The sequence below is a fragment of the Mesorhizobium sp. M0227 genome, assembly GCF_040321855.1.
Lineage (GTDB): Bacteria > Pseudomonadota > Alphaproteobacteria > Rhizobiales > Rhizobiaceae > Mesorhizobium.
Genome location: NZ_JAMYSJ010000010.1, coordinates 13,066 through 31,955, shown reverse-complemented (window position 1 = coordinate 31,955; position 18,890 = coordinate 13,066). Strand labels below are relative to the sequence as shown.

Below are 18,890 nucleotides of genomic sequence, written 5' to 3'. Positions count from 1 at the left end.
GGGCGACCATCGGCCGCCCCAATATCGAAACGAATGTCAGCTCAGCGTCGAAACCCGCAGCGCGTCCCCGTCGAGAAACGCCTGCACCGGCTTGCCGCGCGAAACCCCTTCCATCTCCTCGGCGGTGACGTACCAGCCGTCGACCGCCAGAAGCTCGGCCTCGTTCTTGCGGCAGAAGATACGCGCGCCCCTGTTGCCCAGCGCACCCGCCGAAGCGCGCCCGCGCAGCGTGCCGTAGACATGGATCGAGCCCGCCGCGATGATCTCCGAACCGGACGCGACCGAACCCAGCACGATGACGTCGCCATGCGGATGCACGATCGCCTGGCCGGAGCGGATCGGCGCCTTGATCATGAGCGTGCCCGAAGCTTCAACCTGCGGCTCGCTATCGCCGGCCTTGCTTGCGTCAGCCTTGCCGTCGCCGACCTTGGCCGAGCTACCCGCGTCCGCGAGTTGTTCAGGCGCCCTGCCCTCGGCCTTGTCGAAACTCTCCGCCCGCGCCTCGCGGGGCAGCAACCCATCCGTCGTCGCCTCCTTGGCACCGACCAAAACCGGCGGCAGGTTGGGCGCGAGTGCGGCGTAGCCGTCGAGCTCGATGGCGTAGACACGAATGCCGCGATGGCCAAGCACGTCGACCAGCGATTCGATCGCGGCGACATCGGGCTTCAAGGTGTTGAGATCAAGCACCACCGGCCGCCCGGCAAAATAGCCGGGCGAGTTGCCGATCCAGTGATCCAGCCCCTCGAGCCACACGTCCAAAGGCGCTTCGGGCGTCAGCGTGAAAGCGACGAAAGAACGAGCACGAAAGCGAATGGATTTGGCCTCGAGGGGGGCGGCAAAGGTCACGGCTGGCGAATCCTTACTGAGAGGTAAACGCTAGCGAGGGAATGGTTAACGAATGGTTAATTCGAGGGGGTGGAGGGCCAATTTGCGAGAAGTTGGAAGGTCAGCCAACGCCAAGGCAGTGACAGTCGATCCGTTTCCTTTCACTCAATGCGCTGCGGGTTTTTGAGGCAGCAGCGCGCCACGAAAGCTTTGCGCGCGGGACCCCATTTGCCAATGCACAGTCTTGGGGGTCAGATGCGATGACGAAGCGCGTCGACGATCATCGCCATCGCAGGCGAGAGCTGTCGCCTGCTCGGGTAGTACAGGTGATAGCCAGCAAATGGCGGACTCCAATCGTCAAGCACGAGCCTAAGGCATCCCGTGGCGATATGGTGGCTGACGAGGTTTTCCGGGACATAGGCGATCCCGAAACCGCTTATCGCAGCCTCGATCATGGGGATGGACGAATTGAAGGTGAGCTGGCCTTCCACCCGCACACGAAGGTCGCGGCCTTGCTTGGCGAATTCCCAGGCATATAATCCGCCGAACGTCGCCTGCCGCATATTGATGCAGTCATGATCGACCAGGTCCTGGGGCGCGGTCGGAACCGGATGGCGGGAAAAGTACTCCGGCGAAGCCACGGCCACGAGCCTCCAATCCGGCCCGATCCTAACCGCGATCATATCCCTGTCGATGCTCTCACCTAGCCGCACGCCCGCGTCGAAGCGCTCCTCCACAATGTTCTTCATGCCGTTGTCGCTGTAGAGTTCGACGCACACGTCAGGATAGTCGCTGAGCAAGGGCTGCAGCTTCGGCCAGACGGTCGTCTGGAGCGCATGGTCGGACAGCGTGATACGGACCGTTCCGGAGGGCTTGTCGCGAAAGGCCACCAGACTTGCAAGGTCGGCTTCGATTTCCTCGAAGCGGGGAACAAGAGACTGGAAAAGTCGCTCGCCGGCCTCGGTTGGTGCGACGCTCCGCGTCGTACGTGTCAGCAGACGGACGCCAAGACGAGCTTCAAGCTCCTTGATTGTCGAACTCAGGGTCGACTGCGAGGTTCCGAGCTTGGCCGCCGCCTTGGTGAAGCTGCGCTCCCGCGCGACCGCCACGAACCATAGCAGATCCTTCATGCCATCGCGCTGCATAGGGCACCTCCCGTCGGGCATTTATATCACGAGCAGATAAGTCCATGCGGATTACTTAGCCTAATAAAATGGGTTCCTCTGCAATATCTTCTTGGCATCGCGACAGGGATTGGCGGCTGATCCACCCGGTCGCCTTGCAAGGATGCCAATTGTGGAAACGACGTACGACACAAGGCTTGTTGAAGACCGCGCCGCATGGGGCGCGGTGTTGTCGATGGCGCTGTGTGTTTTCGTGCTCATCGCGTCTGAATTCATGCCGGTCAGCCTGCTGTCGCCGCTAGCGTCCGATCTCGGCATCACCGAGGGCCACGCGGGACAGGCGATCTCGATTTCGGGCGTTTTCGCTGTCGTGACCAGCCTGCTGGTCGCCGGTCTCACGCGCCGCATCGACCGCCGACTGGTCGTGACTGGCTTCACCCTCCTCCTCATCGTGTCCGGTTTGGCTGTGACCTTCGCGCCGAACTACGCGTTCCTCATGGTCGGCCGGGCACTGCTCGGCATCGCGATCGGCGGGTTCTGGTCGATGTCGACCGCGATCGTCATGCGCCTCGTGCCGCAAGACATGGTTCCGAAGGGTCTCGCCATGCTAAACGCGGGCAACGCCATTGCGGCCACCATCGCGGCGCCGCTGGGCAGCTTTCTTGGCGCCTATGTCGGCTGGCGCGGCGCTTTCTTCCTCGTCGTGCCGTTTGGGCTCCTGGCGCTGGCCTGGCAGTGGACCAGCCTGCCGGCGCTGCCCCCGCGCCGGAGGAAGCGTCCTGGCAATCCGCTGGCGCTGCTCGGTCGTCTTTCAGTCGCCATCGGCATGGCGTCGATCATGATGCTGTTCATGGGCCAGTTCGCGCTCTTCACCTATCTTCGGCCCTTCCTCGAGAGCGTCACCCGGCTCGACATCGCTGCCCTCTCGGCGGTCCTGCTGGCGATGGGGTTGGCGGGGGTGCTCGGCACATGGTGCGTCGGCCGGCTTTTGCGCACGCGCCTGTTCAGCATCCTCATCGCTATCCCGCTGGTCATGGCCGCGCTGGCCGCTGCACTCATCGCTTTCGGTGCACTCCCGGGTCCCACAACACTGCTGCTGGTTGCCTGGGGCTTCTTCGGCACGGCCGCGCCCGTTGGCTGGGGCACGTGGCTCAGCCGAACGCTGCCGGACGACGCAGAGGCCGGCGGCGGGTTGCAGGTAGCCGTCATCCAGCTCGCCATCACCGGCGGCGCCGCAATCGGCGGCACGCTCTTCGATACAGTCGGCTGGTGGGGAGCGTTCACTCTAGGCGCAGTGCTGCTCTGCGGATCGGCGCTCGCCGCCCTTGCCGCATCGCATATGACCCGGAAGTCTTTGCCATGACCATCGAGCGTGCGCCGCTTAGCCGCCGGACATTGCTCGGCGCCGCGCTCGCGGTGGCGGCCCTGCATCGCGCAGCCGCCAGCCAGGAAGGCCAATCTCCCGTCAGCCAGGAGCCCACCGACATGAAGATCAGGATGGCCTTCAACGGCCGCCTCATGACCGCCACCCTCTACGACAATCCCTCAGCGCGCGACTTCTTTTCCATGCTGCCGCTCGATCTCAAGATCGAGGACTACGCGCATAACGAGAAGATCGCCTATCTGCCGCGCAAGCTGACTGAGGAGGGAAGTGGCCCGTTCGCCAACGAGCAGCCCTACGACCTGTGCTATTTCATGCCCTGGGGCAATCTGGCCATGTTCCACGCCGACTATCGCCATCCCGGGCTGATCAGGATCGGCCGCTTCGATGAGGGCGAGCAGGCCCTGCACATTCGCGGCGAGTTCCCGCTTCGCATCGAACGCATTTGAGGACGCAAAGGAGATCACCATGGACATTCTTCGCGCTGGCACGAGGCCTTCCGGCAAGGGACCACCTGACTGGTTCACCGGAACGGTGCGGATCGATCCACTCTTCAATCCCTTCGATGCCGGGCGAGTCCAAGGCGCACAGGTGACCTTCGAGCCTGGCGCCCGCACCGCCTGGCACACGCATCCGCTCGGCCAGACGCTGATCGTCGTCTCCGGCCTTGGCCGCGTGCAGCGCGAGGGCGGTCCGGTCGAGGAAATCCGTGCCGGCGACGTCGTCTGGTTCGCGCCCGGCGAGAAGCACTGGCACGGCGCGTCGCCTCTGACCGCCATGACCCACATTGCCCTCCAGGAGGTCAAGGACGGCAAGGTCGTGGACTGGCTGGAACATGTCAGCGACGCCGACTACGGCGCTTGATTCTCTCCACTCGAAAGGAACCAAAATGATCGCAACCATTCTTCACAAACCGGGCGACATCCGCTGCGAGGAAATCGCCGATCCGAAAATCATGCGGCCGACGGACGCAATCATCAAGCTCTCGGCAAGCTGCATCTGCGGCTCGGACCTGTGGCCCTATCGCGGGCTGCAGCCGGTCGACGGCCCGATGCACATGGGCCACGAATATTGTGGTATCGTCGTCGAGGTCGGCGCAGAGGTGCGCACGGTCCGTCCCGGCCAGTTCGTCGTCGGGTCGTTCTGCCTTTCCGACAATACCTGCCCGCATTGCCGCTTCGGCTTCCAGTCGTCTTGTGTGCAGCGCGAATTCATGTCGGGCGCGCAGGCGCCTTACGCTCGCGTGCCGTTGGCGGATGGCACACTGGTCGCCACCGCCGAGGTGCCGCCGGCCGAACTCATCCCTGACTTGCTGGCTGTGTCCGATGTGCTCGGCACCGGCTGGTATGCGGCCGACGCGGCCGAGGTCCGAGAAGGATCGACGGTGGTGGTGGTCGGCGACGGTGCGGTCGGCCTGATGGGCGTGCTTGCGGCCAAGGAGATGGGCGCCGAGCGCATCATCGCCATGAGCCGGCACGCCAGCCGCCAAAAGCTCGCCCGCGAGTTTGGCGCCACCGACATTGTGGCCGAGCGTGGCGAGGAAGGCGTCACGCGCATCAAGGAACTCACCAAGGGCGTCGGCGCGGACTCCGTGCTGGAATGCGTCGGCACGGGAGAATCCTTCGACCAGGCGCTGGCCTGCTCTCGTCCCGGCGGCACCATCGGCTATGTCGGCGTGCCGCATGGCGTGAGCTTCGACGGCCAAAAACTATTCTTCGGCCAAAAGCGCATGATGGGCGGCCCAGCGCCAGTGCGCCGCTTCCTGCCCGACCTGATGGACCGTGTACTGCGAGGCAGGATCAAGCCCGGCAAGGTCTTCGACCTCAAGCTGCCGTTGGCAGAGGTCGCTGAAGGCTACCGCGCCATGGACGAGCGGCGTGCCATCAAGGTCATGCTTTCCGTGTGAGCGAAGATTGGGCGGACGGCCTGTCCGCCCCCCGCCAAATCAGAAAAGGAACAACGACATATGACTATGAGATCGAAGATCGCCGCCCTTGCGCTTGCGCTTTCCGTCGCCACGCCGGCGTTCTCGCAAGAGTCCCCGATCATTGGCGCATGGCGCATGAGGTCGCTCGAGGCCGGTGCCGAGGGAAACCTCAAGCCAGTGCCGTATTCCGGCCAGGTCATCTTCACCGAGGCCGGCTCCCTCTCGGTGCAGGCCCAGAACCCCGACGCCAAGGCGCCGGACACGCCTTACACAGCGAATGGCTACGAAGCCTATTACGGGCCCGTCGCCATCAACGACCAGGACAAGACCTTCGTCATCACGATCGAGTCCTCCCTAGTCCGCAACCTTGTCGGGAAGAGCATGAAACGCAAATTCGAAGTCTCGGACAACAAACTGGTCCTCACGCCGGACAATCCGGCCGAAGGCTGGCGTGTGACCTACGAACGCTACTGATCTGAACTGTTGGGTTCAAGGTGTTGCCGATGGCCAAAGTGGCGGGGACTTCAGACCGAAATGGAGCGATGGCGGAACTGGTGCCAATCATGGCGGCTGTCTTCGCCGGCTTCCTTCTGATCGGCTTGGCGCTACCCGTCCTGCCGCTGCATCTTCATCAGCAACTCGGCTTCGGCCCCTTCGCGGTCGGACTGGTGACGGGCAGCCAGTTCGTCGCCTCGATGTTGTCGCGCATTGGGGCCGGAAACTATGCCGATGGGCGCGGCGGCAAGCGGGCCGTCGTCGTCGGCCTCATTGCCGCTGCCCTGGCGGGATTATTTTACCTCGGCTCACTGGCATTGCTCGACCGGCCGGTAGCGTCCGCATCGGCGCTCTTCGCCGGCCGGGCGGTATTGGGCGCGTCGGAGAGCTTCATCATCACCGGCGGCGTCGCCTGGGGCCTCTCCCTTGCGGGCGGACAGAACTCCGGAAAAGTCATAGCCTGGGTGGGCACGGCGATGTTTGCGGCGCTCGCGCTTGGAGCGCCGGTCGGATCTGCGCTTTATGCGGCGAGCGGTTTCACCGCGATCGCACTCGCGACCATCGTCCTGCCGCTTGCGACGCTGCTTGCCATCCTGCCGATGCGTGGCACCAGCACCGCCGCGAGCAGCGTGCCGCAGTCATGGACGAGCGTGGCTCAAGCGGTCTGGCTTCCCGGAGTGGGAGCAGCTTTCAGCAGCCTCGGCTATGGCGCAATCCTGGCCTTTGCCGCGTTGCTCTTTGCCGAACGGGGATGGCAGCCGATCTGGCTTCCCTTCACGGCCTATGCCGCGGCGCTGATCGTGGCAAGGCTATGCTTCGGCCACCTGCCCGACAGGCTTGGGGGCGCACGCGTCGCTGTGATCTTCGTCGCCGTCGAGGCCGCAGGGCTGATGCTGATCTGGCTTGCGACCGGGCCTGTTGTCGCCGCAATTGGGGCGGGTCTCACTGGCCTTGGCTACTCGCTGGTCTATCCCGGTCTCGGTGCCGAGGCAGTAAGCCATCTTCCGTCGCGCAGCCGCGGCCTGGCCATGGGACTCTACACCGTCTTCCTCGACGTGGCGCTCGGCTTCGGCAGTCCAGCGCTCGGCTTGGTCGCCGCGTCGGCCGGGCTGCAATTCGTCTTCTTCGCCGTCGCGATGGCGACGCTTCCGGCGTTGGGCATCGCTCTGCTGCTGGGTCGCCGTAACGCCCTACGCTAGTGCCGGGTATTCTATGCTCGCGATGTTGCGCAACTACGATCACCTCGCGCTGGCAACGTTGAAAATTGGCGCAGCGCCAGCCAACACGCAAAAAACCCGCCTGTGCGGCGGGTCACTGGCGCAAATCAGCACCATAGATAGAAATGTAGCATAACTGCCCTCACGGGTCAAGAATAAATTCCTATCGCCACTGACGCAAGCTGCCCGCCGGACGCATGCATTCCCAGGCCAGCGGCGCAATCGCAGTCAAGGCCGACATTCGAACGAAAGTAGATCCAGCTTGACGGAACATTAGTCATAGCTAATTGTTTATGTGTGCGGCAGGTGGTGCCCTCCACCGCCTGCCGAAGATCGGCCGTCCGATCGGCCCGCGTCCTCCGCCAGAGGCGCGGGCTTTCGCTTTCGCGGTCCAGCGCAAGTGATGACCGACCAGCCCGTCGCAACCTGAGCGTTTCGAGAAGCCGCGTTGGCGGGCCGTGCTCACGACCAGTCCAAGGCTCTGGCCATGGCGAAAAAGATTGGCGACAGAGCCGAAGATGATGAGGCGTCGCCGTTTTCGCCCTTCTTGAGTGAATGGAGCCGGTATTTCCGTCCTTCAGCTTTCGATCATTTGGCCAGTCCCTCATCGGGGTTTCGCCGCCTTTTGGCCTTGAGGCTGCGGGCGGCTTGCTCCACCGCGGCGCGGTCGTTGCCCAAGCGGTCGAGCAGTTCCTGTGCCTCGTCGCCCGATATGCCGGTGCGCACCGCCAGCGCCTCGACCTCCAGCACGTCGGTGCTGGCGACCTCGCCAGTCTCAGGCAGCGCATCGTCCGCCGTCAGCGGCAGGGCCGCCTCGCGGTCGATCTCCGCCTCGGCCTGGTGCCAGTGCCGTTCGGGGTCGCCCTGCATGCGGCCTTCCCGTTCCCAGATCTGGTAGGCGCGCTCACGAATTCTGTCGTCCCGGTCGTCGCTCATGGTCAGTCCTCCTTAGGTCAGGGTTGAACGTCGCGCCAATGCGAACGCTCCGGAAAATCCGCGCGATCGGATCGCCTGCCTGCGGCGCGCGGGCTCTATTGGCATTGCCGTCTCGGCCCGCCGGAGTATGGCTGATAGGAGTTGTCTTCCGGGCGATAGGAGCGGTAGCGGCTGAAGCAGTAATCGACATGGTCGGCCGAAAGTGCTTCGCCGCCATCGTCGGCAGCGTAGACCCCCAGGCCGGCGCCGTTTTCGTCGCCATCGGCGGCAGTGGGCTGGACGAGCTGGCCGGCGGCTTCGAGATAGGGCGAGATGCAGGGGCGCAGCTGCCCGCTGTAGGAGAGATAGTTGTTGTCGTCCGGGTGGTAGGAGCGATAGCGGCTGGCGCACCAGGCGAGATGCGGAGGCGGCAATCCGGTCGTCTTGGGCGCGATGGCGCCGGTGACGGTGGGGTCGGGCGGTGTTTCCTGCGGTTTGGCGGGGATGTCGGGCGGCGCGGACTGTTTGGCCGGCAGGCGTTCGAGGCCCTGCCCGGCTTTGTTCACCGGCCGCGCCTTCTTGGTCCACAGCTCCGCCACGCTGACAGTAGCCGTTGCCTGGCGTGGCGGCTTCGCGGCAAGCAGCCAGGCGGCGAAGCCCAGTCCGCTGCCGAAGACCGCAAGGGTCAGCACGAAGCCGCAGACCAGTCCCAAAACCGCTTTCACGACACGCTCCTTAAGTCCCTGCTCATAGAATGCGGGGCCTCAAGGCTGGTTCCAGAAAAAGGCCGGCGCCGAAGCTACCAATCTCCCCACAAGTGGGGGTTGAGAAGTGCTCCGCGTAGCGGACGGAAAGCCAATTGCTTGGCTTTCCGAACGACGAACGGCCGGCAGGCCAGAGGGGGGCGCCGTAGGGCGCGACGGGCGGAGGCTTCCCTCCCCCGCAAGCCCCGACAAAGAGGGCCAAAACCCCCGCCCAGACACAGTTCAGAAACAATATTCAACAGTTCGGAAAAACTGGCGAAAAGATCGGATGGCATAAGCATCCCACAACAACTGGAAAAATGGCCGTGCCGGGCGATGCCCGGCCTGGACGGGAAAGTATGGAAATGGATCACGGTGTCGACATCGCCGAACTGGACGCGGAACGATCGGGGCTGGAAAGCGGCCCGGCAGATGTCGATGCGCTGGTAAAAACGGCCCCCGCAACGGCCAGGCGCGGGCAAATCCTGACAGGCGCCGACTTTGCCCGGCACGGCCTCCCCGGCGAGCGGCTCGACACCGTCTTCGAACAGCTCGCCGAAATGTTTGCAGCGCTGCCGGCGGTGATCTCCGACGGGCGTGTCTGGACCTATCGTGAACTGGACAGCCGGGCCAACCAGTTCGCCCGCCTGCTGGTCAAGCGCGGCGTGCGACCGGGCCACCGCGTCGGGCTTATCCTCGACCGCTCGGCGGAAACCTATGTCGCGCTGCTCGCCGTGATGAAGGCGGGTGCGGCCTTCGTGCCGCTGGCCACCGCTTTTCCCGAGGAGCGGATGGCGCTCATCATCGAAGACGCCGGCGTCAGCCTGATCGTCACCATCGCCGCCTATGCGTCGCGCGCCGGTCAGCTGCCGGTCCCGCATCTGCTGATCGACAGCGCCGCCGCCGAAATCTCCAAAGAGTCCGGCGCGCCGCTGAAGCCGAATGCGAAGGCCGCTTCATCAGACGACACCTGCTACATCCTCTACACCTCGGGCACCACAGGCAAGCCCAAGGGCGTCGTCATCAAGCACCAGAGTTTCGTCAACTTCATCCGCGTCGCCGCGGCCTCCTACGGCTACCGGCCGGGCGATCGCGTCTACCAGGGCATGACCATCGCCTTCGACTTTTCCTCCGAGGAGATCTGGGTGCCGTTCGTCGCCGGCGCGACGGTGGTGCCGGCACCGGGCCAGATGCCGCTGGTGGGCGAGGAACTGGCCGATTTCCTGCGCCTCCATGACATCACCTGCATCGCCTGCAGCCCGACGCTGCTGTCGTCGATGACGTCGGATGTGCCCAGCCTGCGCACGCTGCTGGTCGGCGGCGAGGCCTGCCCGCACAATCTGGTGGTGCGCTGGTCGAAGCCGGGGCGGCAGATCCTCAACACCTATGGCCCGACCGAGGCGACCGTCACCGCCACCATGGGCGCGCTGACGCCGAACAGCCCCGTCACCATCGGCGCGCCGCTGCCGACCTACTCGATCGTCATTCTCGACGCTTCGCTGCCGCAGCTTGCCGAGCCGGGCGAACTGGGCGAGATCGGCATTGCCGGCATCGGGCTCGCGGTCGGCTATCTCAACAGGCCCGACCTGACCGAACAGAAATTCATCGCCGATTTCGTCGGCCTGCCGAACAACCCGTCGAAGCGCATCTACCGGACCGGCGACCTTGGCCGCATCAACGACCAGGGCGAGATCGAATATAACGGCCGCATCGACACCCAGGTGAAGATCCGCGGCTACCGCATCGAGCTCGGCGAGATCGAGGCGGTGCTGCTCGACCAGCCCGAAATCGCCCAGGCCGCCGTCACCACCTGGGAGATCGAGCCCGGCCGCGTCGAACTCGTCGCCTATTTCGCAGCGAAGGCCGGCCAGAAGGCGATCTCGCGCGCCGACCTCGCCAGGACGATGAAGCGGCGGCTGCCCGACTACATGGTGCCCTCCTATCTGGAGGAACTGCCGGCCATCCCGATGACGGTTTCCAACAAGGTGGATTTGCGCCAGCTGCCGAAGCCGACAAGTGTGCGGCTTTCGGGCGATCGCGCCATGGTCGCGCCCGGCAATGACGACGAGCGTTTCCTGGCCGACGCGCTGGCCGCCGTATTGAAATTCGAAGACGTGTCCGTCGAGGACAATTTCTTCGACGATCTCGGCGCCAACTCGCTGCTGATGGCGCATTTCTGCGCGCGTCTGCGCACCAGGAAGGAATGGGCGACGGCGTCGATGCGCGACATCTATCTCCACCCGACCGTGGCGCGGCTCGCGCTGCATCTGGGCGTGGCGGACGAGATGACGACGGCCACCAACGAGCCCGTCCTCACCCGCCGGGCCTCGAACTTCGCCTACTGGACCTGCGGCGCCGCACAGCTGCTGTTCTACGCGCTCTACAGCTATGGCGCCCTGTGGGCGGTCAATGACGGCCTCAACTGGATGTATGACGCGCTCGACGATCCGCTGCAGCTGTACATCAGGTGCGTGGCGCTTTCGGCCGCCGTGTTCTTCGGCATGTCGGGCTTTGCCGTCATCGCCAAATGGGTGCTGGTCGGCCGCTGGAAGGCCGAGGCGTTTCCCATCTGGGGCGTGCGTTACTTCCGCTTCTGGGTGGTCAAGACGTTGATCCGCACCGCGCCCGTCGTGCTGTTCCGCGGCAGCCCGCTCTACAGCATCTATCTGCAGCTTCTCGGCACCAAGCTCGGCAAGAACGCCGTCATCGAATCGAAATCCGTGCCCGTCTGCACGGATCTCATCTCGATCGGCGCCAACACCATCCTGCGCAAGGAATCGATGATCCTCGGCTTCCGGGCGCAGTCCGGCTATATCCACACCGGGCCGCTGACCATCGGTCGCGATGCCTTCGTCGGCGTCGGCTCGACGCTCGACATCGACACCAGGATCGGCGATGGCGCCCAGCTCGGCCATTCGTCCTCGCTGCACCGCGGGCAAAGCATCCCGGACGGCGAACGCTGGCATGGCTCGCCGGCCGTGCCGACCACGGCCGACTATTGCAAGGTGCGCAATGTCGATCCGTCCAACATCCGGCGCTTTCTGTTCGAAGCGGTTCAGCTGATCGGGCTGTTTGCCATCGTCACTCCCTTGCCGCTCCTATTCCACAGCTATTGGGAAAACGTCGGCGACGACTACCAGGAGACCATCGGCGTCGTCGCGATCGGCACCACGGTCACGCTGTTCGGCTACATGGCCGCATCCTTCCTGGCGGCGACGCTGGTGCCGCGCCTGGTCAGCCTGCTGTTGAAGCCCGGCCGCACCTACACGCTGTACGGCTTCCGCTACTGGCTGCAGACTGTCGCTGAATTTTCCAGCAACTCCCGCGTGCTCGGCCTGCTGGCCGGCGACAGCTCGGCCATCGTGCACTACATGCGAGCCATCGGCTGGAACCTCAACAAGGTGGTGCAGACCGGCTCCAATTTCGGCTCCAACCAGCAGCACGAAAACCCGCTTCTGTGCGAGATCGGCACCGAGACCATGGTGTCGGACGGCCTGTTCATGATCAACATGCACAAATCCGCCGCCGCCTTCCGGCTCGAGCCGACGAGGATCGGCGAGCGCAACTATCTCGGCAACAACATCTATTATCCGCCGGACGGGCGCACCGGCGACAACGTCCTGCTCGGCACCAAGGTGATGATCCCCATCGACGGGCCGCTGCGCGAGAATGTCGGGCTTCTGGGTTCGCCGGCATTTGAAATCCCGCGCATGGTGAACCGCGACAAGGAACTCATCGCCGGCATCGACGAGGACGACCGGCGCCGGCGCATCCCGCACAAGAACCGCCACAATCTGGTGACGATCCTGCTGTTCGTGGCAACGCAATGGATCATGTTGTTCGCCACGCTAGCGATCTGGGACCGGGCGCTGAACTACTATACCGAATGGGCTGAAGTCGCACTGTTCGTCGCCGTGCTCCTGACCTCGGCGATCACCATTCCGTTCTACATCTTCGTGGAACGGGCGAGCCTTGGTTTCGGCCGGCTGAAGCCGCAGATGACGACGATCTACGACGTCACGTTCTGGCGCCACGAACGCCACTGGAAGCTGGCGGATTCGCCGATCGTGCGCCTGTTCGCCGGCACGCCGTTCCGCCCGATGATCCTGCGCATGCTGGGCGTCAAGATCGGCAGCCGTGTCTATGACGGCGGCAGCAATCTGACCGAACGCTCGCTGGTGGAGATCGGCGACGACGCCACCCTCAACGAGGGCTGCGTCATCCAGGCCCATTCGCTGGAAGAAGGCGCCTTCAAGTCCGACTTCATCCGCATCGGCAAGGGCTGCACGCTCGGACCCTCCGCCTTTGTCCATTACGGCGTCGTGATGGGTGAAGGCTCGGTGGTCGATGTCGACTCCTTCGTCATGAAGGGCGAAGAGCTGGAGCCCAACTCCATATGGCGGGGCAACCCGGCCAAGCTGCACCGCTTCGTCGAGCCGATCACCGACGATGGCTCCAAGGTATCGGCCCCGGCATTGGCTTTAAGAAGGGCATCGGCTTGAAGAAGGGCATCGGCTTGAACACCGGAGATATCCGTCTCGTTGCCGTGACCGAGGCCAACCGTGCCCTGGTCACGGCCCTGGAACTGGCTCCGGAGCAGAGGGATTTCGTCGCCGGCAATGCGGAGTCGCTGGAAGAAGCCGAAACCGACAAAGACGCGCGGCGACGCGTCGTCATGGCCGGGACCCGTGTCGTCGGTTTCCTCATGTACGAGGCGCCCAAGGATGACGACGAGGCACGCATCTATCGCTTCATGATCGACCGCGCCGCTCAGGGCAAAGGCTACGGCAAGGCCGCACTGCTCGAAGTGCTGGTCGAAATACAGGGGCTCGGCCACATCAGCCACGTCTCGATCTGCTACGAACCGGAGAACGATGCGGCGCGAAATCTCTATCGCAGCGCCGGTTTCGTCGAAGAAGGGCTCGACGAGGACGGAGAAATGATCGCCGATCTCGCTTTGCCGGCCCGGACGCACGCGCCGTGATGCGGCTGCCCGAGGAAATCGCCTTGGCCGAAGCGATCGCCGCCATCGCACCATCGGGAGTCCGGATCGGATGCCGGATGATCCGCGACGGCGACGACGCCCATCTGCTGCCTGGGGAAGCGCATTCCATCCCCGCGCGTCAGCCTGGCATGCGGCGCGCCAGCGGCGCGGCCCGGTGGATCGCGCACGGATTGCTGGCGGAGCTTGGCGTTGGCGACGTCGCCATCTTGCGCTCGCCAACCGGCGCGCCGGTCTGGCCTGACGGAATAACCGGTTCGCTCGCGCACGACGACGACATGGCCGTGGCGGCGATTGCACCGATTGGCGATATCGCCTCGCTCGGCATCGACGTCGAGCCCGCGCAGCCTCTCCCGGATGACATTTTGGCGCTCGTGACAACACCCGCGGACCGCACGGACGCAGCCGACCGGCATCTTGCCGGCCGCATCCTCTTTGCCGCCAAGGAAGCCGTTTACAAGGCCGTCTATCCGCTCGATCGCGAGGTGCTGGGCTATGAGAACATCGCCATCGACCTGAACGCAGGCCGCGCAACGACGAAGACGCGCCGCAAGGCCAGCCTCGCCTATTGCGTTGCCCCGCGCGTGGTGGTGCTGGCATTTGTCGAGAAAAACGCGCGGTAGCGCGCAGCCCTATTCGCCAACGATCTCCCTATATCCCCTCACCTCGCCATCGAGCCCGCGCAGCCGCCAGTTCTCGCCGTCCCGTCCCTCGACATGGCAAGGCCCGATCGGCACCTTGCCGCCGCCCTCCGGCAGGTCGAGCACATAGACGGGGTTGCAGATGCCCGACAGCCGCGCCCGCAGCGCTTCAGTCAGCGCCTGTCCCTGTGCAATCGTCGTGCGCCGGTGCGCCATGCCGCGCGCGAGGTCGCCATGGTGCAGGTAGTAGGGTTTGACGCCGAGGCGGTACATCAGCTCGCGGCAGAGTTCTTCCAGCGCCTCGATGCTGTCGTTGACGCCCTTGAGCAGAACGCTCTGGTTCAGCAGCACGAAGCCGGCTTGCCGAAGCGTGCGGCAGGCGGCCTCGGTTGCGTCGGTGATCTCGCGCGCGTGGTTGAAATGGGTGACGACAGTGACCATCAGCCGGCCCTGCAGCGCCGCGACGAGCCCTGATGTAATGCGCGACGGCAGCACCACCGGCACGCGCGTATGGATGCGCAGCAGCCGCACATGGGGGATCGCTTCGATGCGCGCGAAGATTTCGGCCAGTGCCTTGTCGGGCAGCGACAGCGGATCGCCGCCGGTCAGGATCACCTCACGGATTTCGGGGTGATCCGCGATATAGGCCAGCGCCGGTTCCAGCGCCTGGCGCGTGTAGCCGCGGCCGATCGCGGTCAGCGATTCCTTGCGGAAGCAGAACCGGCAATAGACGGCGCATTGATAGGTCGGGAACAGCAGCACCCGGTCGGCATGGCGATGCGTCAATCGCGGCACCGGGCTGAATTCATGGTCGGCGATCGGATCGTCGAGTTCGCCTTCCACCTCCTCCAGTTCCTGCGGAGAGGGGATGACCTGCGCCCGGATCGGATCGGCCGGGTCGTTCCAGTCGATCAGGTCCAGATAGGCTTTGGGCGCACGCACCTTGTGGTTCACCGCCGCCGCTTGCGCCGCCGCGCGCTCAGCTGGCGACAACGGCAGGGACGCCAGATCGCGCACGTGGCGCACGCCGGCGCGAATTTCGGCCTGCCAGGCGGTGTCGGGGTGGAATTTGGTGTCTGTGGTCATCGGAGTTTCTCGGGCGGGTATATTTGGGCCGGACCTATCCGCTGGATGACTGATTAGGTCAACCACGCAGATTGTCAGCGCTGTGATCCTTCACACCCCCCTCTGTCCTGCCGGACATCTCCCCCGCAAGGGGGGAGATTGGATGTCGTTGAGGCGCCGATCTCCCCCTTGCGGGGGAGATGCCCGGCAGGGCAGAGGGGGGTGTTCAAGCACCAACCTTCCCACCCACCAACTTTCGCCGCATCGACCACAACCACAATTTCGGGCAAGCTCGCACCCGACAGCGCCGCATGGGGAGATGCGGCGCCGCCAGGGAGGACTGCCATGACCAATACACCGGCGCTGCCGCGCTATACCGATGCCATTGCACGCTTTCGCATCGACGATGAGATCGCAAGACTTCACGGCGATCCCGCGACGGGCATCAACGCCTGCATCGAATGCTGCGATCGCCATACCGGCCAGAACCGGCTGGCGCTGCGCGCCATCTCCGCCGGTGGCGAGCTGCGGGAGTTCAGCTTCGACGATCTCAAGGAGATGTCGGCGCGCGTCGGCAACATGCTGAAAGCGGCTGGCGTCGGCTCCGGCGACATCGTCGCCGGCATGCTGCCGCGCATTCCCGAACTGGTGGCGCTCATCCTCGGCACCTGGCGCATCGGCGCGGTCTACCAGCCGCTGTTCACCGCCTTTGGCCCCAAGGCCATCGACCACCGGCTGAAGACCAGCGGCGCGAAGCTCGTCGTCACCAACATTGCCAATCGCGGCAAACTCGACCAGGTGGAGGATTGCCCTCGGGTTGCAACCATCCTTGCCCCAGGCGAAGCCCTGCCGGCCGGCGACATCGATTTCCGCGCCGACTTCGCCGCCGCCTCGCCTGACTGCCAGCCGGTGATGCGCAAGGGCGACGATTTGTTCATGATGATGTCGACCTCGGGCACGACAGGTTTCCCCAAGGGCGTTCCGGTGCCGCTCAGCGCGCTGCTGGCCTTCGGCGCCTATATGCGCGATGCCATCGGGCTGCGGCCCGCCGACGTCTTCTGGAACATCGCCGATCCCGGCTGGGCCTACGGCCTCTATTACGCCATAACAGGCCCGCTGCTGCTTGGCATCGCCACGACCTTCAACGAGGGCGCCTTCACCGCCAGGAGCACCTACGACATCATCGAGCGCCTCGGCGTCACCAGCCTTGCCGGCTCGCCCACCGCCTTCCGCCTGCTGCTGGCCGAAGGACCCGAGGCCGCCGCCCGCGTCAAGGGCCGCCTGCGTGTGGTGAGCAGCGCCGGCGAGCCGCTCAACCCGGAGGTGATCCGCTGGTTCGACGCTCATCTCGCCGCCGCCATCCACGACCATTACGGCCAGACCGAGAACGGCATGATGGTCAACAACCATCACGGCCTGTCGCACCCCGTACGCCACGGCTCGGCCGGCTTTGCCATGCCGGGCTACCGCGTCGTCGTGCTCGACGAGGCCGGCAACGAGCTTAGCCCCAACCAGCCCGGCATTCTCGCCGTCGACATCGCCAACTCGCCGCTGCGCTGGTTCGGCGGCTATCATCAGGCCGAAACCCCTGCCATTGCGGGTGGCTATTACCGCACCGGCGACACGGTCGAGTTCGAGCCCGACGGTTCGATCTCCTTCATCGGCCGCGCCGACGACGTCATCACCTCGGCCGGCTACCGCATCGGCCCGTTCGACGTCGAAAGCGCGCTGCTCGAGCATCCGGCGGTCAACGAGGCAGCGGTCGTCGGCGTGCCCGATCCGCAGCGCACCGAAATCGTCAAGGCCTTCGTCGTTCTGGCGCCCGCCTTTCGAGGCAGCGAGGCGCTGGCCGAGGAACTGGCGCAGCATGTCCGCAAGCGCCTCTCGGCCCACGCCTATCCGCGCGAAGTCGAGTTCGTCAGCGAGTTGCCGAAGACGCCGAGCGGCAAGATCCAGCGGTTCCTGCTGAGGAAGGCCGAGGTGGAGAAGCGGAAGGGGTGACGCTGCCGATCTCCCCACTTGTGGCAGGGCTATCGCATATGGATTCTTGCGAAGAAGAACCCCCACCCTAACCCTCCCCACAAGGGGGAGGGAATGCTGCCGCGTGTCTTTAATTCTTGTTGGCGCCGAAAAGACAGGCGATGCTTCTGGGTCAGCGCCAACGGAAGTCTCCCTTCCCCTTTTGGGGAGGGGTTAGGGGTGGGGGTCCGTGCCGGGCAGACATCTCAGGAATTCCATATGCGATAGCCCTGCCACAAGTGGGGGAGATCGGCAGTTGCGCCGCCGCGCTTCTGCTCCTACCGCCCAGCGGTGCCCGCCATCGCCACAAAGGCGCTCTCGATGGTCTCGAACGTCAGCTCCGGATAGAGCGCGCCGGCTTCCGGCGTGGCCGTTTCGAGCGCCGTCTCACCGCGTATCCAAAACGCCCGCAGCAGTCCGAGCCAGGGGGCTGATGCGATCATCGCCTCAAGCTCCGCCGCACTCTGGGGCACGATGCGCGGCGAGCGGCCGCTCACCCGGCGCCACAGATCGATCATTTCGTTCTGGGTGATCTCGTTCTGGGCGATGCGGATCTCGCTGCGGATGGCACTGGGGTCGTTCAACGCGCGCAAGGTGACGGCGGCGATGTCCTTCTCGCTGACAAACGTCGCCGGCACATTGCCGTCGCCATAAAGCGTCACCTCTTCGGACGGCAAGGGCGACGAGCCGAAGCGCATCAGGTCGCCCAGCGTCGTCACCCAGGTCGAGAAGAAGCCGTTGGTGTAGATCACCGTATAGGGCAGATCCGCTTGCCTGATCGCGTCGAACACGGCTCGCTTGAGGTCGAGCGGCGGAACCGAGCCCGGTGCAGCGGCGGCAAAGTCGAGGCCGAAGCCGGCGGAAGGTACATAGCGGGAGACGCCGGCATCTCTGAGCGCGCGCACCAGCGTCATCTCGCTGGCCGAATCCACATGCACCGAGCTGATGACGCGATCCACCGCACCGGCGGCGCGGACAAGGCTGTCATAGTCGTCGAGATCGCCGACATGGATTTTGGCGCCGAGCTCCTTCAGCGAACGCAGCCGTTCTTCATTACCGGCTGTTGCCGGACGAACCAGAACGTGCAGGCGATCGCCATTGCCTGCGCTGGCCTTCGCCATCTCGCCACCCAGCAGCCCCGTCGCGCCGATGATCAGGGTGCTGGTCATATCGCCCTCCCATTGCGCAGGATGGAACCGTTCCAGTCGCGCTCGAAGCCGATGTCGTGCAAGCGAGGATTCGAGAAGCGTGAAACTCGGCGAAGCACCCGGCGGCGCTCGACGACTGCAGCGGTTCTGAGTGCAAGACCGCTCATCGCGGCGCCGATGGATTCGAAGGTCGGGTTCATTGTCCGTCTCCTGTATTTGCCTAGGCGCAAGCGTGCCGACGCCGTCCGCGGAGGACGAGCATGACGATTGCTCACACTGTTTCTGGTCGTTCAGCGCAACGGTGAGATGGAGAATCCGATCTGCATGCGCTGCTACACCAACAGATTGAACATTTCTGGGCTGGACGACAAACGACTCTTTGTGCAGG

17 protein-coding genes are annotated in these 18,890 nt (G+C 64.7%); 10 read left to right on the top strand and 7 right to left on the bottom strand.

Annotation, left to right across the window (positions count from 1 at the left end; translation table 11 throughout):
• Nucleotides 1-36 precede the first annotated feature (36 nt).
• Both minC and NKJ00_RS15790 read right to left on the bottom strand, forming a co-directional pair.
• On the bottom strand, nucleotides 37-846 hold the full coding sequence (gene minC, locus NKJ00_RS15795; RefSeq protein WP_352611127.1) for a septum site-determining protein MinC: 810 nt from the start codon (nucleotides 844-846) through the stop codon (nucleotides 37-39).
• 230 nt (nucleotides 847-1,076) lie between these two features.
• A complete protein-coding gene (locus tag NKJ00_RS15790; protein ID WP_352611126.1) occupies nucleotides 1,077-1,970 on the bottom strand; it encodes a LysR family transcriptional regulator in 894 nt (297 codons plus the stop codon).
• A 142-nt stretch (nucleotides 1,971-2,112) separates the two neighbouring features.
• On the opposite strand from NKJ00_RS15790, the gene NKJ00_RS15785 reads away from it, so the two are divergent.
• From NKJ00_RS15785 to NKJ00_RS15760, 6 genes are read left to right on the top strand one after another with little or no spacing between them, the layout of a single operon-like run.
• Nucleotides 2,113-3,312 carry an MFS transporter gene (locus NKJ00_RS15785; RefSeq protein WP_352630327.1) on the top strand — a complete coding sequence of 400 codons (1,200 nt, stop codon included), beginning with the start codon at nucleotides 2,113-2,115 and terminating at the stop codon, nucleotides 3,310-3,312.
• The gene (locus tag NKJ00_RS15780) at nucleotides 3,309-3,779 is read left to right on the top strand and encodes a cyclophilin-like fold protein (RefSeq protein ID WP_352611122.1); all 471 of its coding nucleotides are present in this window, start codon (nucleotides 3,309-3,311) and stop codon (nucleotides 3,777-3,779) included. Before NKJ00_RS15785 ends, NKJ00_RS15780 begins: the two co-directional genes overlap by 4 nt.
• A gap of 19 nt (nucleotides 3,780-3,798) precedes the next feature.
• The gene (locus NKJ00_RS15775; protein ID WP_127296953.1) at nucleotides 3,799-4,194 is read left to right on the top strand and encodes a (R)-mandelonitrile lyase; all 396 of its coding nucleotides are present in this window, start codon (nucleotides 3,799-3,801) and stop codon (nucleotides 4,192-4,194) included.
• 25 nt (nucleotides 4,195-4,219) lie between these two features.
• Nucleotides 4,220-5,236 carry a zinc-dependent alcohol dehydrogenase family protein gene (locus NKJ00_RS15770; protein ID WP_127296952.1) on the top strand — a complete coding sequence of 339 codons (1,017 nt, stop codon included), beginning with the start codon at nucleotides 4,220-4,222 and terminating at the stop codon, nucleotides 5,234-5,236.
• A gap of 60 nt (nucleotides 5,237-5,296) precedes the next feature.
• Nucleotides 5,297-5,731, top strand: coding sequence for a lipocalin-like domain-containing protein (locus NKJ00_RS15765; RefSeq protein ID WP_206535327.1), 435 nt, complete (start codon nucleotides 5,297-5,299; stop codon nucleotides 5,729-5,731).
• 29 nt (nucleotides 5,732-5,760) lie between these two features.
• On the top strand, nucleotides 5,761-6,951 hold the full coding sequence (locus NKJ00_RS15760; protein WP_352611120.1) for an arabinose transporter: 1,191 nt from the start codon (nucleotides 5,761-5,763) through the stop codon (nucleotides 6,949-6,951).
• 606 nt (nucleotides 6,952-7,557) lie between these two features.
• Here NKJ00_RS15760 and NKJ00_RS15755 read toward each other — a convergent pair.
• Both NKJ00_RS15755 and NKJ00_RS15750 read right to left on the bottom strand, forming a co-directional pair.
• Nucleotides 7,558-7,905: a DUF2934 domain-containing protein gene (locus tag NKJ00_RS15755; RefSeq protein WP_352611119.1), complete on the bottom strand. Its 348-nt coding sequence runs from the start codon at nucleotides 7,903-7,905 to the stop codon at nucleotides 7,558-7,560.
• A gap of 95 nt (nucleotides 7,906-8,000) precedes the next feature.
• The gene (locus NKJ00_RS15750; RefSeq protein WP_352611118.1) at nucleotides 8,001-8,609 is read right to left on the bottom strand and encodes a BA14K family protein; all 609 of its coding nucleotides are present in this window, start codon (nucleotides 8,607-8,609) and stop codon (nucleotides 8,001-8,003) included.
• A 377-nt stretch (nucleotides 8,610-8,986) separates the two neighbouring features.
• On the opposite strand from NKJ00_RS15750, the gene NKJ00_RS15745 reads away from it, so the two are divergent.
• Genes NKJ00_RS15745 through NKJ00_RS15735 form a run of 3 tightly spaced genes read left to right on the top strand, consistent with a single transcriptional unit; the run spans nucleotide 8,987 to nucleotide 14,252 of the window.
• A complete protein-coding gene (locus NKJ00_RS15745) occupies nucleotides 8,987-13,129 on the top strand; it encodes a Pls/PosA family non-ribosomal peptide synthetase (RefSeq protein WP_352611117.1) in 4,143 nt (1,380 codons plus the stop codon).
• The gene (locus NKJ00_RS15740) at nucleotides 13,126-13,611 is read left to right on the top strand and encodes a GNAT family N-acetyltransferase (RefSeq protein WP_352630325.1); all 486 of its coding nucleotides are present in this window, start codon (nucleotides 13,126-13,128) and stop codon (nucleotides 13,609-13,611) included. Before NKJ00_RS15745 ends, NKJ00_RS15740 begins: the two co-directional genes overlap by 4 nt.
• The gene (locus tag NKJ00_RS15735; RefSeq protein ID WP_352611224.1) at nucleotides 13,611-14,252 is read left to right on the top strand and encodes a 4'-phosphopantetheinyl transferase family protein; all 642 of its coding nucleotides are present in this window, start codon (nucleotides 13,611-13,613) and stop codon (nucleotides 14,250-14,252) included. Before NKJ00_RS15740 ends, NKJ00_RS15735 begins: the two co-directional genes overlap by 1 nt.
• Nucleotides 14,253-14,261: 9 nt before the next feature.
• Here the strand turns inward: NKJ00_RS15735 and NKJ00_RS15730 are convergent, their stop codons facing one another.
• Nucleotides 14,262-15,356, bottom strand: a complete 1,095-nt coding sequence (locus NKJ00_RS15730) for a KamA family radical SAM protein (protein ID WP_352630323.1) — start codon at nucleotides 15,354-15,356, stop codon at nucleotides 14,262-14,264.
• Between the two features lie 324 nt (nucleotides 15,357-15,680).
• On the opposite strand from NKJ00_RS15730, the gene NKJ00_RS15725 reads away from it, so the two are divergent.
• The gene (locus tag NKJ00_RS15725) at nucleotides 15,681-17,336 is read left to right on the top strand and encodes an acyl-CoA synthetase (protein ID WP_352630321.1); all 1,656 of its coding nucleotides are present in this window, start codon (nucleotides 15,681-15,683) and stop codon (nucleotides 17,334-17,336) included.
• A 296-nt stretch (nucleotides 17,337-17,632) separates the two neighbouring features.
• On the opposite strand, the gene NKJ00_RS15720 is transcribed toward NKJ00_RS15725, so the two are convergent.
• Both NKJ00_RS15720 and NKJ00_RS15715 read right to left on the bottom strand, forming a co-directional pair.
• The gene (locus NKJ00_RS15720; RefSeq protein WP_128304586.1) at nucleotides 17,633-18,523 is read right to left on the bottom strand and encodes an NmrA family NAD(P)-binding protein; all 891 of its coding nucleotides are present in this window, start codon (nucleotides 18,521-18,523) and stop codon (nucleotides 17,633-17,635) included.
• The gene (locus NKJ00_RS15715; RefSeq protein ID WP_352630319.1) at nucleotides 18,520-18,702 is read right to left on the bottom strand and encodes a DUF1127 domain-containing protein; all 183 of its coding nucleotides are present in this window, start codon (nucleotides 18,700-18,702) and stop codon (nucleotides 18,520-18,522) included. The genes NKJ00_RS15720 and NKJ00_RS15715 overlap by 4 nt, the downstream gene beginning before the upstream one ends.
• Nucleotides 18,703-18,890: the final 188 nt, after the last annotated feature.

What these genes read in the sequence shown, in the direction of transcription:
- NKJ00_RS15790 (WP_352611126.1), bottom strand. Translation starts at nt 1,970, where the DNA reads ATGCAGCGCGATGGCATGAAGGATCTGCTATGGTTCGTGGCGGTCGCG.
- NKJ00_RS15770 (WP_127296952.1), top strand. Translation starts at nt 4,220, where the DNA reads ATGATCGCAACCATTCTTCACAAACCGGGCGACATCCGCTGCGAGGAA.
- NKJ00_RS15780 (WP_352611122.1), top strand. Translation starts at nt 3,309, where the DNA reads ATGACCATCGAGCGTGCGCCGCTTAGCCGCCGGACATTGCTCGGCGCC.
- NKJ00_RS15730 (WP_352630323.1), bottom strand. Translation starts at nt 15,356, where the DNA reads ATGACCACAGACACCAAATTCCACCCCGACACCGCCTGGCAGGCCGAA.
- NKJ00_RS15720 (WP_128304586.1), bottom strand. Translation starts at nt 18,523, where the DNA reads ATGACCAGCACCCTGATCATCGGCGCGACGGGGCTGCTGGGTGGCGAG.
- NKJ00_RS15715 (WP_352630319.1), bottom strand. Translation starts at nt 18,702, where the DNA reads ATGAACCCGACCTTCGAATCCATCGGCGCCGCGATGAGCGGTCTTGCA.
- NKJ00_RS15760 (WP_352611120.1), top strand. Translation starts at nt 5,761, where the DNA reads ATGGCCAAAGTGGCGGGGACTTCAGACCGAAATGGAGCGATGGCGGAA.
- NKJ00_RS15765 (WP_206535327.1), top strand. Translation starts at nt 5,297, where the DNA reads ATGACTATGAGATCGAAGATCGCCGCCCTTGCGCTTGCGCTTTCCGTC.
- NKJ00_RS15745 (WP_352611117.1), top strand. Translation starts at nt 8,987, where the DNA reads ATGGAAATGGATCACGGTGTCGACATCGCCGAACTGGACGCGGAACGA.
- NKJ00_RS15755 (WP_352611119.1), bottom strand. Translation starts at nt 7,905, where the DNA reads ATGAGCGACGACCGGGACGACAGAATTCGTGAGCGCGCCTACCAGATC.
- NKJ00_RS15775 (WP_127296953.1), top strand. Translation starts at nt 3,799, where the DNA reads ATGGACATTCTTCGCGCTGGCACGAGGCCTTCCGGCAAGGGACCACCT.
- NKJ00_RS15735 (WP_352611224.1), top strand. Translation starts at nt 13,611, where the DNA reads ATGCGGCTGCCCGAGGAAATCGCCTTGGCCGAAGCGATCGCCGCCATC.
- NKJ00_RS15785 (WP_352630327.1), top strand. Translation starts at nt 2,113, where the DNA reads ATGCCAATTGTGGAAACGACGTACGACACAAGGCTTGTTGAAGACCGC.
- NKJ00_RS15725 (WP_352630321.1), top strand. Translation starts at nt 15,681, where the DNA reads ATGACCAATACACCGGCGCTGCCGCGCTATACCGATGCCATTGCACGC.